General features: G+C 58.6%; 17 protein-coding genes. 10 read left to right on the plus strand and 7 right to left on the minus strand.

Annotation, left to right across the window (positions count from 1 at the left end; translation table 11 throughout):
* Positions 1-4 precede the first annotated feature (4 nt).
* Positions 5-2,149: an ATP-dependent DNA helicase DinG gene (gene dinG, locus KO536_RS01070; protein WP_133075866.1), complete on the minus strand. Its 2,145-nt coding sequence runs from the start codon at positions 2,147-2,149 to the stop codon at positions 5-7.
* A 98-nt stretch (positions 2,150-2,247) separates the two neighbouring features.
* Between dinG and KO536_RS01075 the strand changes: the two genes are divergently transcribed.
* Positions 2,248-2,712: a CopD family protein gene (locus KO536_RS01075; protein WP_133075867.1), complete on the plus strand. Its 465-nt coding sequence runs from the start codon at positions 2,248-2,250 to the stop codon at positions 2,710-2,712.
* Between the two features lie 58 nt (positions 2,713-2,770).
* Here the strand turns inward: KO536_RS01075 and KO536_RS01080 are convergent, their stop codons facing one another.
* From KO536_RS01080 to KO536_RS01090, 3 genes are all read right to left on the minus strand, one after another.
* Complete coding sequence (locus tag KO536_RS01080; protein WP_133075868.1) at positions 2,771-3,529, minus strand: collagen-like protein; 759 nt, start codon at positions 3,527-3,529, stop codon at positions 2,771-2,773.
* On the minus strand, positions 3,522-3,791 hold the full coding sequence (locus KO536_RS01085) for a DUF1145 domain-containing protein (protein WP_133075869.1): 270 nt from the start codon (positions 3,789-3,791) through the stop codon (positions 3,522-3,524). The genes KO536_RS01080 and KO536_RS01085 overlap by 8 nt, the downstream gene beginning before the upstream one ends.
* 138 nt (positions 3,792-3,929) lie before the next feature.
* Positions 3,930-4,622: an OmpA family protein gene (locus KO536_RS01090; RefSeq protein ID WP_133075870.1), complete on the minus strand. Its 693-nt coding sequence runs from the start codon at positions 4,620-4,622 to the stop codon at positions 3,930-3,932.
* A 146-nt stretch (positions 4,623-4,768) separates the two neighbouring features.
* On the opposite strand from KO536_RS01090, the gene KO536_RS01095 reads away from it, so the two are divergent.
* From KO536_RS01095 to KO536_RS01125, 7 genes are all read left to right on the plus strand, one after another.
* Entirely contained in the window at positions 4,769-5,266 is a 498-nt protein-coding gene (locus KO536_RS01095) for a DUF6231 family protein (RefSeq protein WP_133075871.1), read from the plus strand.
* Between the two features lie 4 nt (positions 5,267-5,270).
* Positions 5,271-5,747, plus strand: a complete 477-nt coding sequence (locus KO536_RS01100) for a YchJ family protein (protein ID WP_219260801.1) — start codon at positions 5,271-5,273, stop codon at positions 5,745-5,747.
* 34 nt (positions 5,748-5,781) lie between these two features.
* The gene (locus tag KO536_RS01105) at positions 5,782-6,267 is read left to right on the plus strand and encodes an LEA type 2 family protein (RefSeq protein ID WP_219260802.1); all 486 of its coding nucleotides are present in this window, start codon (positions 5,782-5,784) and stop codon (positions 6,265-6,267) included.
* Positions 6,268-6,274: 7 nt separating this feature from the next.
* Entirely contained in the window at positions 6,275-6,484 is a 210-nt protein-coding gene (locus tag KO536_RS01110) for an SEC-C metal-binding domain-containing protein (protein WP_019823514.1), read from the plus strand.
* Between the two features lie 201 nt (positions 6,485-6,685).
* Complete coding sequence (locus KO536_RS01115) at positions 6,686-7,327, plus strand: glutathione binding-like protein (protein WP_133075874.1); 642 nt, start codon at positions 6,686-6,688, stop codon at positions 7,325-7,327.
* A gap of 186 nt (positions 7,328-7,513) precedes the next feature.
* On the plus strand, positions 7,514-9,976 hold the full coding sequence (locus KO536_RS01120; RefSeq protein WP_219260803.1) for a penicillin acylase family protein: 2,463 nt from the start codon (positions 7,514-7,516) through the stop codon (positions 9,974-9,976).
* Between the two features lie 162 nt (positions 9,977-10,138).
* Positions 10,139-11,260 carry a succinylglutamate desuccinylase/aspartoacylase family protein gene (locus tag KO536_RS01125; protein WP_219260804.1) on the plus strand — a complete coding sequence of 374 codons (1,122 nt, stop codon included), beginning with the start codon at positions 10,139-10,141 and terminating at the stop codon, positions 11,258-11,260.
* A 27-nt stretch (positions 11,261-11,287) separates the two neighbouring features.
* Here KO536_RS01125 and KO536_RS01130 read toward each other — a convergent pair whose 3' ends face one another.
* Positions 11,288-11,494 (minus strand): hypothetical protein, encoded by a 207-nt coding sequence (locus tag KO536_RS01130; RefSeq protein ID WP_133075877.1) that lies wholly within the window; start codon positions 11,492-11,494, stop codon positions 11,288-11,290.
* A gap of 93 nt (positions 11,495-11,587) precedes the next feature.
* Positions 11,588-12,154: a dCTP deaminase gene (dcd, locus tag KO536_RS01135; protein WP_016779707.1), complete on the minus strand. Its 567-nt coding sequence runs from the start codon at positions 12,152-12,154 to the stop codon at positions 11,588-11,590.
* 352 nt (positions 12,155-12,506) lie between these two features.
* On the opposite strand from dcd, the gene KO536_RS01140 reads away from it, so the two are divergent.
* Positions 12,507-12,716, plus strand: a complete 210-nt coding sequence (locus tag KO536_RS01140; RefSeq protein ID WP_002554837.1) for a cold-shock protein — start codon at positions 12,507-12,509, stop codon at positions 12,714-12,716.
* A gap of 198 nt (positions 12,717-12,914) precedes the next feature.
* Here the strand turns inward: KO536_RS01140 and apbC are convergent, their stop codons facing one another.
* Positions 12,915-14,009 (minus strand): iron-sulfur cluster carrier protein ApbC, encoded by a 1,095-nt coding sequence (gene apbC / locus KO536_RS01145; protein WP_133075878.1) that lies wholly within the window; start codon positions 14,007-14,009, stop codon positions 12,915-12,917.
* Positions 14,010-14,190: 181 nt separating this feature from the next.
* Between apbC and metG the strand changes: the two genes are divergently transcribed.
* Complete coding sequence (metG, locus tag KO536_RS01150) at positions 14,191-16,242, plus strand: methionine--tRNA ligase (RefSeq protein WP_133075879.1); 2,052 nt, start codon at positions 14,191-14,193, stop codon at positions 16,240-16,242.
* Positions 16,243-16,354: the final 112 nt, after the last annotated feature.

Below are 16,354 nucleotides of genomic sequence, written 5' to 3' on the forward strand. Positions count from 1 at the left end.
GCACTTAAGAAATTTCGCGCCTGAAAGGCGGCAATGCATTAAGGATGGCTTTGCCGTAGCGCTGGGTGACCAGTCGCCGGTCCAGCAAAGTGATCGTGCCGCGATCCTGTTCGGTTCGCAGCAGCCGCCCGCAAGCCTGCACCAGCTTCAGCGAAGCGTCGGGCACCGAGATCTCCATGAAGGGATTACCGCCACGGGCCTCGATCCACTCCGCCAGCGCCGCCTCGACGGGATCATCGGGCACGGAGAACGGGATTTTGGCGATGACCACGTGCTCGCAATAGGCGCCGGGCAAGTCCACACCCTCGGCAAAGCTGGCCAGGCCAAACAATACGCTGGAATCTCCACCGTCGACCCGGGCCTTGTGTTTATTGAGGGTTTCCTGCTTGGACAGGTTGCCCTGGATAAACACTTGCTTGCGCCAGTCCCGCTCCAGGCCGTCGAACACGTCCTGCATTTGCTTGCGCGATGAAAACAGCACCAGGGTGCCCCGCGAACCTTCGACCAGTGCCGGCAGCTCACGAATGATCGCCGCCGTGTGGGCCGTCGCGTCACGCGGATCGGCTTTAAGGTCCGGCACCCGCAATACGCCCGCATCCGCGTGATGGAAGGGGCTTGGCACCACGGCGGTAACGGCGGCTTTCGGCAGGCCTGCGCGCATGCGGAAACGGTCGAACGTGCCCAGTGCGGTCAGGGTGGCCGATGTCACCAGGACGCCATAAGCCACGTTCCACAGGTTGCGACGCAGCATTTCAGCGGCAAGGATGGGGCTGGCATTGACCTCGATATCAAACAGCGAACCGCTTTCAGCCAGGGTCAGCCAGCGCGCCATTGGCGGGTTGTCTTCAGGGTCTTCGACGGTAAAGGCAGTCCACAATTCCCAGTTGCCCTGGGCACGGGACAGCAAGCTGCCAAACAGCGGATACCACTCTTCAGCCTGGTTGCTGGTGATGCCGATATTGACCTCACCGTCCATGCCGTCCTTGAGGATTTCGGTCAGGCGGGTGAACAGATCCGTCAGGCGCGAGAAGCCTTTTTTCAGTTCGATACCCATTTCACGCATGTGATCGGGAATCAACCCGCCGATAAAGCGGTGGCGGGGACGCTCGCGACCCTCTGGCTCTTCACCCACTTTAAAGTCTGCAATTTGCTCACACGCCGCGAACATGAACTGTTGCTGGGCCTTGATCTCTTTGGCCAGCTCCGGCACTTGCTCCAGCAAACGGCCCAGGTCGCCCGGCAATGGGTGCTGGGCAAGCAGTTTGGTGAGGTTTTTGGCGGTTTGCTCCAGCCAGTCGGCCGTTGAACGCAAACGGGTGTAATGGGCGAAATGGCCAATAGCCTTGTCTGGCAGGTGATGACCTTCGTCGAACACGTAGACCGTGTCTCGGGGGTCAGGCAATACAGCGCCGCCGCCCAGGGCGAGGTCAGCCAGGACCATGTCGTGGTTGGTGACAATGACGTCCACCTTGCTCATGCCTTCGCGGGCCTTGTAAAAGGCACACTGTCCGAAGTTGGGGCAATGACGGTTGGTGCATTGACTGTGATCGGTGGTCAGGCGTGCCCAGTCCTGGTCTTCCAGCGCCTGGGGCCAGCTGTCGCGGTCGCCGTCCCATTTATTGCCGGCCAGTTTTTCAATCATGCTGGTGAACAGCTTCTGGCTGGCCTCATCGACTTCGATCTTGAAGCCTTCTTCTTCGAACAGCTGCGCCGTCGCGGTTTGCGCGTGGCCCTCTTGCAGCAGCATGTCGAGTTTGGACAGACACATGTAGCGGCCACGCCCCTTGGCCAGCGCGAAGGTAAAATTCAGCCCGCTGTTGCGCATCAGGTCCGGCAGGTCCTTGTAGACGATCTGCTCTTGCAGCGCGACGGTGGCGGTGGCGACTACCAGTCGCTTGCCTGCCGCCTTGGCCACTGGAATGGCCGCCAGGCAATAGGCCACGGTTTTACCGGTGCCGGTGCCCGCTTCTACAGCGACCACAGCCGGATCGCCACTGCGGTGGTTCTCTTCGTCGGTGTCGATATCACCCAGCACCTTGGCCACTTCAGCGATCATCAAACGCTGGCCGTAACGGGGCTTAAGGCTTTTGGATTCGAGAAAACGCGAATAAGCGCCCTGGATCTGGGTTTTGAGTTCGGTACTAATCATGATTCTTCGGGCGCAAGAAACGCTGGATAAATTTTCAGTGGTTCGAATGGCCGCTATCATACCCCGCTAATTCATCCCGCGCCGAACGGAGTACCCCAATGACCGCCTTTGCCCTCGCCTACAGCCTGCATGTATTGGCCGCCCTGATCTGGGTGGGCGGCATGTTTTTCGCCTGGATGATCCTGCGCCCGGCGGCAATCGCAGCCCTGGAAGGCCCTGCGCGGTTAAAACTGTGGGTTGAAGTGTTTCAACGTTTTTTTGTCTGGGTATGGGTCGCGGTGGTGATTTTGCCGATCAGCGGTGTCGGCCTGCTGCAGATGCGCTTCAACGGTTTTGAAACGGCTCCGCGCTACGTACAGATCATGATGGGGCTGTACATCGTGATGGTGGCGCTGTTTATCCGGATCCAGTCGCTGCAATTGCCTGAATTGCGCAAGGCCGTAGAGACCCAGGCGTGGGCAGAAGGCGCAGCGGTGATGGGCCGGATCCGGCGACTGGTGGGGTGCAACCTGCTTGTGGGCCTGGCACTGGTGGCCATTGCAGCGGCACGGCCGGGTTTCTGAGTCTGACGGTTAACTTCGATGTGTGTGGGAGCAGGCTTGCTCCCACAATTTGCCTGGATTACAGCCGCTGAAGAGTCACCGCGCCCGCTGTACCCGCTTCACCCGGCTGCCCGGCCAGACCGGGACGGCCCGATTTGCCGCCGTCCGTGCGGTACACGATGCAACCCTTGGATTTACCGCCTGAGCCCGGGCGTCCGGCTTCCCCGGGCTTGCCACCCGCACCACCGTCTACCCGCACGTTGATCTGCTCGCCAGGGTAGTCACGAGGCAGTTCGACCCGCACCTGCCCCCCTGCTGCACCCGGCTGGCCATTGCCACCGTTGTCGCCATTGGCACCTGAGCCCGCCGAACCCCAGGTACAACCCGGATTTTCACCGTTGCCGCCATCCAGCCCGACAAAACCCGGCGCCCCCGTACCACCACGGGCGTCGATGGACAGTTGCGGCGCTTGCAGTGACTCGATGCGCAGGCTCAGGTCCCGTGCTGGCCGTGCCGGTTTTTCGAAGGTGCCCGCGGCACCGCGGGCATTGATCTGGCTGCCTTCGCCCAGTTCGGCACGGACCACCCGCAGCTCTATGCCGCGTTCGGCCGGCACGAGGGTGATGCGCGCCTCGCGGCCCAAATGCAGTTGGTCGATGTTGACCTGAGTGACACCGGCCGGAATCAATAACGTGCCGTAATCTGCAACGTCGAGTTTTTCCAGGTGCAACACGCTGGCGTTGGCGGGCAGGCGCATCAGCGAGTTGGCTTCAACCAGTACCACGTCAGCGTGGGCAAAAGGGCTGCACAGGGCAGCCAGCAAACATAACTTACGCATGACGGGGCTCTCGCTCAGCAAGGGTGTAGGCGTGGAAAATTCCAAGCACAATAATCAGCAGGCGATCACGCCAGGGATGGGGCCGGTCTTGCAGACGGGCTTTGAACAGCAGCATTTCAAGCGCGTGGGTCAGCAGCAACAGACTGCCAGCAGCGTTAATCAACACATCGAACGGGTAGATCAAGGGATCGTACAGGTTGATCAGTACCACGCCCCAAAACACCAGCGTCAATGCCTTACCCAGCCCCCAAAGCATCTTCATACATCCGCCTTCAGATTTTCTTTGGACGCACAGTAACGGCTTGCAGGAGCACGGCGCCAGATACCTTTACAAAAAGTTTCGCCGCAGAATTGACCCTGGTGATCAAACCTGCGGCGAACCTCAGTACCCGGTGCCTGCTCAGCGAACGATCAGGATCTCGGTACGTCTGTTTTGGGCCCGACCTTCAGGGGTCTGGTTACTGGCAATCGGGTTCGCCTCGCCGGCACCTGCCACAGAGACAAACTGACTGCGCGGCACGCCGCTTTCGATCAAGTACTCGACCACTGACTGCGCACGCTGTTTGGACAGCTTGAGGTTGTATGCCTCATTACCCACGCTGTCGGTGTAGCCGGTGACCTTGAGCTGCGCATTGGCTGCGTCTTTTTTCAGGCGGGCAGCAATCACATTGAGCTTGTCCTTGTCGGACGCGGTCAGTTTGGCGGAGTTGAATTCGAAATTCACATCACGCACCACAATCGCTTCTTCCTTGACCACGACCACTTCCTGCACCACAACCACGGCCACAATCGGACAGCCCACGTCATCGACTTTCACGCCCTTGGGTGTGTCAGGGCACTTGTCGCGACTATCCAGTACACCATCGCCATCCGCATCGCCATCGCCGTGAACCCAGCAATAAGCGGCAGCCATGCCCGCGCCGAACAGGGCACCGCCCCCGGCCCAGGCTGAACTGTTTATCGCGCCCAACGCCGCCCCGCCCACACCCCCGACGGCGGCACAGGTGGGCCAATCGGTTTTTTGCAACCCGGCACAGCCCGTTAAAACACTGGTGAGAACAACCAAAGGTAACGCTGTTCTGATGAGGCTCATAAGGGGATCACTCCTGAGGGTCGGCGTCTGGCCGATGCACCGCAAAGTAAAGACCTCGGTTGGGGTATGCGCCAGCATCGTGACAGCACCCCTAGGCCGCAAGGCTCGCGCAGGCTAGTCTTGGACGCTCTAAGTGAGGACTTTCGATGACGCTCGGTATTTCTACACGCACGCCCCAGCAAGCGCTGGCAGCACTGCTTGATCGTTATGCGCCGCAACGCTTGCTCGTGGTCGGCGCCAGCAGCTTCCCGGCACTGGCCGCTTTTCAGGCTGCGCACCCTCAGGCACTGGTCGCTCACGCAGCGCCCGGCCCACTGCCCCAGGACCTTGGCGCACAGCGCTTTGACCTCGCCCTGGTGCTCGATTGCCTGGAACACCTGCCCAAACGCACAGGTCTGGAGCTGTTGGGAGGGATTCGCAACCTCAATGCCAGCCGCATCGCAGTGCTGGCGGACCTGACGGCTTGCGACTGGAAAGAAACCGATTTTTTCGCACTCGCCCTGCAAAGTAATGAGCGCTTTCAGCGTGACGAGCAGGTACTGACTCTTTTCACTTACGATCTGCGCGAGTACAAACAAGTACCCGACTGGCTCAACGCCAGGTTTTGGGCCAACCCGGAAAATTTTGGCAAGTATTGGTGGTAACCCGATGAGTACATCCATTTGCCCCTGTGGCAGCGGCAACCTTCTGGACGCCTGCTGCGGGCACTATCATGACGGTCATCCGGCCCCAAGCGCCGAAACACTGATGCGCTCGCGTTACAGCGCCTATGTGCTGGGACTGATCGACTATCTGGTCGCGACCACCTTGCCCGTGCAGCAGACCGGGCTCGATCGGCTGTCCATTGCCGACTGGAGCGCGCAAAGTACCTGGCTGGGCCTGACGGTCGAAGTCAGCGAAGTGTTCGGCGGTCAGCCTGAACATGCATTTGTGACCTTTACTGCACGCTGGCATGACGCCAACGGTGAGCACAGCCACCGCGAGCGCTCGTCATTTGTACAAAGCTGTGGCCGCTGGTATTTCATCGACCCCACGGTACCGCTGAAGGTTGGGCGCAACGATGCATGCCCATGCACCAGCGGCCTTAAATTCAAAAAATGCTGTGCCGGCTTTTTCAGTCAATAGGCTGACCGGATTCTGGCACTTTGAGGGGTAAGGAATGGATGCTCGGGCTCGAATAATAAAAGCAACTGCCCTGGCGATGGTCCTGATGCTGTCGGGATGCGTCTCCTGGTTTGACTCCGCAGACAAGGACCCGGACGTACGCCTGGTCAGGGTTGAACTGGTTCAGGCCAAATTACTGGAACAACGCTTCAAGCTGCATTTCATGATCGATAACCCCAATGACTCCACACTCACCGTGCGGGGCCTGAGCTATACCGTGTACCTGGGCACGATAAAACTCACTGAAGGTGAACGAGAACACTGGTTCAGCGTGGAACCCAACAGCCAGGCAGAATTCACGATCCCGGTTCGCACCAACCTCTGGCCACAGGTGCGTCCCCTGGTCAAATTGCTCGAAACACCCGACCGGCCCATCCCCTACCGGTTTGAGGGCACACTTGAAACCGGCCTGTTCTACGGTTACGACGTGCACGTGACGCGTAAAGGCGAGATAATCCCCGGTGATTTTATTCCAGAGTGATTGAGCAATGACCCAACAACCCCACGTTCATGGCCCCGACTGCAACCACGATCATGATCATGGCCACACCCATGACCACGACAATGGTCATGTACATGGCCCGCATTGCGGCCATGCACCTCAAGAGCCTGTGCGCAACGAACTGAAAGACGTTGGCCGCAACGACCCTTGCCCGTGCGGCAGCAGCAAAAAATTCAAGAAGTGCCACGGCGCCTGATCCCACGGGGCGCTCTGCAAACGCCGCACCTGCCTTGGGCATGTGCGGCGTTTGTGTTTTTGCGCAATGAAAATTCAGATCAAGAATCCATCACCGGCTTTCATCCGACGCTCTTTTGGGAGTAAAACTGACAACCCACAGCCAACGGCCACCTCTGACGGCCATTGCTTGCTGCGTGATTATTTCCTTTTGGAGCCCTTCATGATCGATCTTTATTACTGGACCACGCCCAACGGCCACAAAGTCTCGTTGTTTCTTGAAGAAGCTGGCCTGCCCTACAAGGTTCACCCGATCAACATCGGTAAAAATGAACAGTTCGCTCCGGACTTCCTGAAGATCGCCCCAAACAATCGCATCCCTGCCATTGTCGACCAGGCTCCGGCCGACGGCGGCGAACCGCTGTCGCTGTTCGAGTCCGGCGCTATCTTGTTGTACCTCGCGGAAAAAACCGGGCAATTTTTGCCCAAGGATCTGCGCGGTCGGCAGATGGCCCTGCAATGGCTTTTCTGGCAAATGGGCGGCCTGGGACCCATGGCCGGGCAAAATCATCACTTCAATCGTTTCGCACCGGAAAAAATCCCGTACGCGATGAAGCGCTACACCGATGAAACGGCCCGCCTGTACGGTGTCTTGAACAAACAACTGGAGGGTCGGGACTTTGTGGCCGGGGCCGAGTACAGCATTGCCGACATGGCGATTTACCCGTGGATCGTGCCCCATGAGTGGCAAGGCCAGAACCTGGACGATTTCCCTGCCCTGAAGGTGTGGTTCCAGCGCATCAAGGCACGCCCGGCCACTGAACGGGCCTACGCGCTGGTGGATAAAATCAACCCGCCCAAGTAACCCGATCAGGCTTTGCATAGCCGCTGGCGCAGGCTGCAACGGACCGCGCAGCGGCTCTATGAATTTGAAGGCCCTGCGGGCCTTATCGCAGCCTGCGGAAACGGCTACAGATAGCGCTTGCACGGTGTCATCGGCCTCACTAACGTAGCGGCTTTCGATGACACATCCCCCCGCAGGAGCTTTGCCATGGCCTCGCCAGCCCTTACTCATTTTCTACCCCGGTTCGGCGTTGCCGCGGCAGTGGTCAGCCTGCTGGGCTTGACAGGTTGCCAGATTAACAATCAGACCACTCAAAGCCTGGTACCTACCTCTGGCATGCAGCCGCTCAAAGGGCTGGCGCAGAATGTGTCGGTTCGTCGCAACAGCCAGGGCATGCCGCTGATCGAAAGCAGCAGCTTTCATGACGCCCTGTTCACCCTGGGTTATGTGCACGCCGGTGACCGTATCAGCCAGATGGTGCGCCTGCGCTTGCTGGCACAGGGTCGACTGGCCGAGCTGAACGGTGCCGACGCCCTGGAAACCGACCGGCTGATGCGCACCATCAATCTGAAAAAGAACGCTGACGAACTCTATAAGAGTGCATCCCCGCGCCTTAAGCAGTTTTTCGAGGTGTATGCCCGCGGGGTCAACGCCTATCTGTTCCGCTATCGCGACAAGCTCCCGGCCGATCTGGCGCACGCCAGCTATAAAGTCGAGTACTGGAAACCCGAAGACTCGGCGCTGATTTTCAGCCTGCTGAACTTCGGGATGTCGACCAATCTGCAAGAAGAACTCAACTCCCTGGCGCTTGCACAAAAAGTCGGCACGGACAAACTCCCGTGGCTGATGCCGACCTACCCCAACGAAGCCCTGCCCACCAGCGAAGCAGACAAGCTCAAAGGCCTTGCCCTGGGTAGCCAACTGCAAGGTTTGAGCCCCTTGACCCAGACTCTGGAGCAGATCACCCAACTGAGCCTGCCCGGCGTCACGGCGTCGAGTAGCTGGGCGATTGGCCCGCAACGCAGCCGCAGCGGCAAAAGCCTGCTGGCCAACGATATTCACCAGCCCATCGGCGTCCCTTCGGCGTGGAGCTACGTACAGATTCGCGCTCCGAAATATCAGGCTGCGGGCGCAACCATCGCGGGTTTGCCGACGCTGTTTGCCGGTTTCAATGGCAAAGTGGCATGGGGCATGAGCATGGCGATGGGGGATAACCAGGACGTGTTCCTGGAGAAGCTCAAACGCCAAGGCAGCAGCCTGTACTACCTTGCTGACGGCAAATGGCTGCCGGCGACGGTGCGCAACGAAACGTTTTTCGTCAAAGGCCAGCGCCCGGTACGCGAGGTCATTTACGAAACCCGCCACGGGCCGCTGCTCAACAGCGCGGTAGGCACACCCAATGCGCTGAACAGCAGCCTTGGCCTTGCCCTGCAAACCCCGGACTTGAAGGGTGACAAAACCCTGGATGCGTTCTTTGACCTGTCCCGCGCCCAGAACAGCGAAAAAGCCTCGGATGCCAGCCGCGAAATACGCGCTGTGGCCCTGAATTTGTTGTACGCCGACGCCAGTCACATTGGCTGGCAGGTGACCGGTCTCTATCCGAACCGACGCGAGGGCCTTGGCCTGTTCCCGTCACCGGGCTGGGACAGCCGCTACGACTGGGAGGGTTACGCCGACCCGATGCTGCACCCCTACGACCAGGACCCGGCCCAGGGCTGGCTGGGTACGGCCAACCAGCGAACTGCCGCCTATGGCTACGGCATGCAACTGTCCAACTCGTGGCTGTCACCTGAACGCAGTGAGCGCCTTGCGCAACTGGCAGGCAGCGGCAAACAGGACGCTCGCAGCATGATCGCGATGCAATACGACCAAACCACGCTGTTCGCGGCCAAGCTGAAGACCATGCTGACCGCCCCCGGGATGGCGCTGCCACTCAAGCAGGCGATCGCAGGGTTGCCCGCGACCGATCAGGCCAAGGCCCGCGAAGCCCTCGGCCGACTGATGGCCTTTGACGGCAAACTCAGCCCGACCTCGGCCGATGCGGCGCTGTATGAACTGTTTTTGCAGGAAAGTACCCGCCAGCTCTTCCTTGATGAATTGGGGCCAGAGAGCAGCGCCAGCTGGAAGGCATTCATTGCCAACAGCAACCTGTCCTACTCGGCGGTGGCAGACCACTTGCTGGGCCGTGAAGACAGCCCCTTCTGGGACGATATTCGGACCCCGCCAAAAGAAGACAAGCCGGCCATTCTGGCCCGCACCCTGGTGGGCGCCATCAACGCCGGTGACAGCCTGATGGGCAGCGATCGCAGGGCATGGCAGTGGGGCAAGCTGCATCAATATCAGTGGCGCAATGCCAGTGGCCAGACGGTTCGCGGGCCGGTCATGGCAGGGGGCGATCACACCACGCTCAACACCGCGGCTTACAGCGTCGCCGGATCAAATTTCGACGTTACGCTGATCCCTGCCATGCGCATGATCGTCGACTTCGGGCAAATCGAACCGATGATGGGGCAAAACAGTACGGGCCAATCCAGTAACCCGGCCAGTGCGCACTACACGGACGGCATAGACCCGTGGCTAAAGGGCCAGTACCTCGGCTTCCCCATGCAACCGCAGAACTTCGAAAAAACCTACGGTAAAACCCGCCTTACCCTGGTTCCGGGCAAGTAATTGCTGCGAAGCGGCCCTCTCCTGCACACAGCTGGAGAGGGCTTATGCTTGATGGCACAGGCGCAAAAATAATCTGTAGGCCAGCTGGAATGTGCTTGGATTGAACTGACGGGACACAACGCTACTGCCTGACCTTCTCACCCGGTCTACAAGGACGTCACCATGCAGCGACATCAAATTCACCCATTGCTGGCACCTGTTCCGGGCACTGAACGGCATATCCACAGTTTTCATTACGGCCCCGCCCACCCTCGGGGCAAGATCTATATCCAGGCCTCGCTGCATGCTGATGAACTGCCCGGCATGCTGGTTGCGTGGCACCTCAAGCAGCGCCTGGCTGAACTGGAAGCAGCAGGACGATTGCGCAGTGAAATCGTGCTGGTACCGATGGCCAATCCGGCCGGTCTGGACCAAGTGCTGATGGATATCCCGCTGGGCCGTTACGAGCTGCAAAGCGGGCAGAACTTCAACCGCAACTTCCTCGATCTCAGTGAGCAAATCGGTGACGAGCTTGAAGGTCAGTTAACCAATGACCCTGCACATAACCTGCAGTTGATTCGTTGTCACTTGCGCAAGTCGCTGGCGGCCCAGGTGCCAACAACGCAATTGCACTCGCAACGCCTGATTCTGCAGACCCTGGCCTGCGATGCCGATGTGGTGCTGGATCTGCACTGTGACTATGAGGCGGTGCCCCACCTTTACACCACGCCAGAGGCCTGGTTGCAGTTCGAACCGCTGGCCCGTTATCTCGGCGCTCAAGCCAGCTTGCTGGCGACAGACTCCGGCGGACTGTCGTTCGACGAGTGCTTCACCCTGCTGTGGTGGCAGCTACAGAAGCGCTTCGAGCACTGCTTCGCGATTCCGCAGGGCAGCATCTCCGTGACCCTGGAATTGCGCGGCCTGGGTGACGTCAGCCACGAGCATGCAGAGCACGACTGTCAGGCACTGATTGACTACATGATCGATTTTGGCGCGATTGACGGCGAAGCCGGGCCTTTGCCGCCCCTGCTCTACCCCGCAACCCCCTTGGGCGGCGTGGAGCCCGTGGCGACACCTGTGGGCGGCTTGCTGGTATTCAGTGCCAAGCCAGGCGACTACCTGAGCGCTGGGCAGTTGATTGCCGAAATCATTGACCCGATCAGCGACCGGCTCACACCGGTCTACTGCACCCACCCGGGGTTGCTCTACGCCCGTTCACTTCGGCGAATGGCCACTGCAGGTATGGTGATAGCCCACGTGGCGGGCCGCGACACTTACCGCAGCGGCTATCTGCTTTCGCCTTGAGCCGACCGGTTCAGGGCAAGTCAATATTCACGCAATCGGGGCAGGCGGTGGCTCGTCAGGCAGCGTTGGCACGCCCGGTTCGGGTTCGATCGGTTGCGGGGAATCGGGATCAGGCTGGCCGGGGATGCCACCTGCATGCAACTGTGGGAAGGCAAGCAGAGACCACGCCAGCACCCCTACCTGATTAGGCTCAAGGTTTGCCAGTTGGGCGCGGATACTCGGATCAATCTTCATGAGGCACTCCTGAGCGATGATCCGGCTCGCTGGATGCGTAACCGGAAATACACTCAATAGAGTGCTTTATCGCTCAAGAATTCCCTCTGTTCGTCAGGTGCGTGGCAAGGTCACGCCGCGCTGGCCCTGATATTTGCCGCCACGGTCCTTGTACGACACTTCGCACTCTTCATCGGACTCGAAGAACAGCATTTGTGCCACGCCTTCGTTGGCGTAGATCTTGGCAGGCAATGTCGTGGTGTTCGAAAACTCCAGCGTTACGTGGCCTTCCCACTCAGGCTCAAGCGGCGTCACGTTAACGATGATGCCGCAACGAGCGTAGGTGCTTTTACCCAGGCAGATGGTCAGCACGTTGCGCGGGATACGGAAGTATTCAACCGTGCGTGCCAGAGCGAAGGAGTTGGGCGGAATGATGCAGACGTCGCTGGTGACATCAACAAAGCTGCCCGCGTCGAAGTTCTTCGGATCAACGGTCGCCGAGTTGATATTGGTGAACACTTTGAATTCGTTTGCACAACGAACGTCGTAGCCGTAGCTCGATACGCCGTAGGAAATCAGACGGTTCTCGCCTTCTTCACGCACCTGACGCTCGACGAAAGGTTCGATCATGCCGTGCTCTTGCGCCATGCGGCGAATCCACTTGTCTGGTTTGATGCTCATGGCGGGTGTCCTGAATAGCGAGGTAGAAAATTCTGTCGGGCATCTTACCGCCCCCTAGGGCCCGGTTCAAAAGTCTGGGGCAAAAATATCGAAAATAGCTGTAGATGCCGTGAATACAGGCTGTGAGGGCAACCGTCAGTCACGTTTTTAGAGAAACCTTCGCAAAGACCCTTTGCACGTTCGGAAAAAAGCGTTAAGGTGGCGCCACTGTGCTGCTTGTGTCACTGAGAATCTCTACACGATATGTTGAATTTCGATCCAACCATCTCCAAGAATTTTTCCTGCTCTTTGCACTCAGTCTCGGCCAGGGCTTTTCCTGCGTCGCAGTTATCTTTGTCCAAGGAGTTACACCATGTCTAATCGCCAAACTGGTACCGTTAAGTGGTTCAACGATGAAAAAGGCTTCGGCTTCATCACTCCACAATCCGGTGACGACCTGTTTGTTCACTTCAAAGCAATCCAATCCGACGGCTTCAAAAGCCTGAAAGAAGGCCAACAGGTTTCTTTCATCGCTACCCGCGGTCAGAAAGGCATGCAAGCTGAGGAAGTTCAAGTTATCTAACTTGTACTGATCCAGTAAAAAACCCCGCCCTTAAAAGCGGGGTTTTTTTATGCCTGCAATAAACCCGGGCACGATTTTGTAGTCGCTGACGAGGCACGAGGCGGCGATGGGCTGCGTATCGGCCCCCATTTTTGAAGGCCCTGCGGGCCTTATCGCAGCCTCGTACCTCGTCAGCGACTACAGGTATTGCGTCACAATTCAGTCGTCAGTGGTAGTAATGGTCGGCATGGCCTGCGAAGCCGCTTCATGCAGAACAATCCGCGCCCCTACCTGGCGAGCCAATTCCTGATAGATCAACGCAATCGGGCTATTGGGATCTGCAACCGCTGTTGGCTTGCCGTTATCGGCCTGCTCGCGAATTTCCATCGACAGCGGCAACGAGGCCAATACCTCAACGCCGTATTGCGTCGCCAGCTTCTCGCCACCGCCCTCGCCAAACAGATGCTCTGCATGACCACAGTTCGAGCAAATGTGGACCGCCATGTTCTCCACCACGCCCAGCACCGGAATGTTCACCTTGCGGAACATCTCGACACCCTTGCGTGCATCCAGCAAAGCCAGGTCCTGCGGGGTAGTCACGATCACCGAACCGGTCACTGGGACTTTTTGCGCCAGCGTCAGCTGGATATCGCCGGTACCCGGCGGCATATCAATGACCAGGTAATCGAGATCATTCCAGGCCGTTTGCGTCACCAGCTGCAACAGCGCACCCGACACCATCGGGCCGCGCCAGACCATCGGCGTGTTGTCGTCAGTCAAAAAAGCCATCGACATCACTTCAACACCGTGAGCCTCAATGGGCACAAACCACTTCTGATCACGGATCTTTGGCCGAGTACCTTCGGCAATGCCGAACATGACTCCCTGGCTCGGACCATAGATATCCGCATCCAGGATCCCCACCCGCGCACCTTCTCGCGCTAACGCCAGAGCCAGATTGGCAGCGGTCGTAGATTTGCCCACACCGCCTTTACCGGAGGCCACTGCCACAATGTTCTTCACATTGGCCAGACCCGGGATTTGCGCCTGCGCCTTATGCGCCGAAATCACACAGCTGATATCGACCTTGGCCGAGGTAACGCCATCCATATTCTCGATAGCCGTTTGCAACACTTGCGCCCAACCGCTCTTGAACAAGCCAGCGGCATAGCCCAACTCAAGCTGAACACTGACGCGCTCGCCCTGAATCTCGATGGTACGAATGCATCCGGCACTGACCGGGTCCTGATTCAAATAAGGGTCGGTGTATTGGCGAAGGACGGCCTCCACCGCTGCGCGATTGACTGCGCTCATGGGCAACTCCCGTAAAGACTGAGTAAAACAGGTCGCTATCGTACCTGTAATAGACCAACGGAAGCAGGCTTTCGAAACAGTCAAAATCAGCGTAAACGATCAGATACACCGCCACGGGGTGAAATATATCGCTCGGCGCTTTATAGTGGCCGACCACCGTCTCATCAAGTAGCCGAGCCCCATGTCCGAGCCACGCAAGATCCTCGTCACCAGCGCCCTGCCCTATGCCAATGGTTCAATTCACCTTGGCCATATGCTTGAGTACATCCAGACCGATATGTGGGTGCGCTTCCAGAAACTTCGCGGCAATCAATGCACTTATGTCTGCGCGGACGACGCCCACGGCTCGGCCATCATGTTGCGCGCCGAGAAAGAAGGCATCACCCCCGAGCAACTGATCGCCAACGTCCAGGCTGAACACAGCGCCGACTTTGCCGAATTCCTCGTTGACTTCGACAATTTCCATTCGACCCACGCCGAAGAAAACCGTGAGCTGTCGAGTGCGATCTACATCAAGCTGCGCGAAGCCGGGCATATCGCTACCCGTTCGATCACCCAGTACTTCGACCCGGAAAAGAAAATGTTCCTGGCCGATCGCTTCATCAAGGGCACATGCCCTAAATGCGGCACGGATGATCAGTACGGCGACAACTGCGAAAAGTGCGGCGCAACCTATGCACCCACCGATCTGAAAAACCCGAAATCGGCAATCTCTGGCGCCACTCCGGTGCTCAAGGACTCCGAACACTTTTTCTTCAAGCTGCCCGACTTCGATGCCATGCTCAAAAGCTGGACCCGTAGCGGCGCCCTGCAAGATGCAGTAGCCAACAAGATCGCCGAATGGCTGGATGCCGGCCTGCAACAGTGGGATATCTCCCGCGATGCGCCGTACTTCGGTTTCGAGATTCCGGACGCCCCAGGCAAATACTTCTACGTATGGCTGGATGCGCCAATCGGCTACATGGCCAGCTTCAAGAACCTCTGCGCACGCCGTCCTGAACTGGATTTCGATGCGTACTGGGCCAAGGATTCCACCGCCGAGCTGTACCACTTCATCGGCAAGGACATCGTCAATTTCCACGCCCTGTTCTGGCCGGCAATGCTCGAAGGCGCAGGCTATCGCAAGCCAACCGCCATCAACGTTCACGGTTACCTGACCGTCAACGGCCAGAAAATGTCCAAATCCCGCGGCACCTTTATCAAGGCCCGCACCTATCTGGACCACCTGGCACCGGAATACCTGCGTTACTACTACGCCTCCAAACTGGGCCGCGGCGTCGATGACCTGGACCTGAACCTGGAAGACTTCGTTCAGAAGGTCAACTCCGACCTGGTCGGCAAAGTGGTCAACATTGCCAGCCGTTGCGCAGGCTTCATTCACAAGGGCAACGCCGGGGTAATGGTCGAGGGCAATGCTGCACCCGAACTGACCGAAGCGTTCCTGGCCGCCGCACCCAGCATTGCCGAAGCGTATGAAGCCCGCGACTTTGCGCGCGCCATGCGTGAAATCATGGCGCTTGCTGACCGCGCCAACGCCTGGATTGCCGACAAGGCACCTTGGGCAATGGCCAAGGTCGAAGGCAAGCAAGATGAAGTTCAGGCTGTCTGTGCCCTGGGCATCAACCTGTTCCGCCAACTGATCATCTTCCTCAAACCGGTATTGCCCGTGCTCGCAGCCGATGCCGAGGCGTTCCTGAACGTTGAGCCTTTGATCTGGAACGATCACAACGTGTTGCTGGCCAATCATCAGCTAAACGCCTTCAAGCCGCTGATGACCCGCATCGATCCGGTCAAGGTTCAAGCCATGACAGATGCCTCGAAAGAAGATTTGATTGCAAGCCAGACCGACACCGGTAGCGCTGCCCCGCAGGGCAACGGCGAACTGGTCAAGGAACCGCTGGCCGCAGAGATCGAGTTTGATACCTTCGCCGCAGTGGACTTGCGCGTGGCGCTGATCCTCAAGGCAGAGGCCGTTGAAGGCGCCGACAAACTGCTGCGCCTGACGCTGGATATTGGTGACGAGCAACGCAACGTGTTCTCGGGGATCAAAAGTGCGTACCCGAATCCGGCCGAACTCGAAGGTCGTCTGACCATGATGATTGCCAACCTCAAGCCACGCAAAATGCGCTTCGGCATGTCCGAAGGCATGGTGATGGCTGCCGGCCCTGGCGGGGAAGAAATCTACCTGCTGAGCCCGGATAGCGGCGCAAAACCAGGTCAACGTATCAAGTAACACCGCCCCCCCCTCGCAGCGTCTGGCGGCCAGCAGGCCACCAGACGCTGATCATCAGTAGCCGCCCTCCCCGTCATGTCGGATAATCAGCCGCATTCGCTTGAGCCGACCG

Source organism: Pseudomonas sp. NKUCC02_KPG (assembly GCF_019345465.1).
GTDB lineage: Bacteria > Pseudomonadota > Gammaproteobacteria > Pseudomonadales > Pseudomonadaceae > Aquipseudomonas.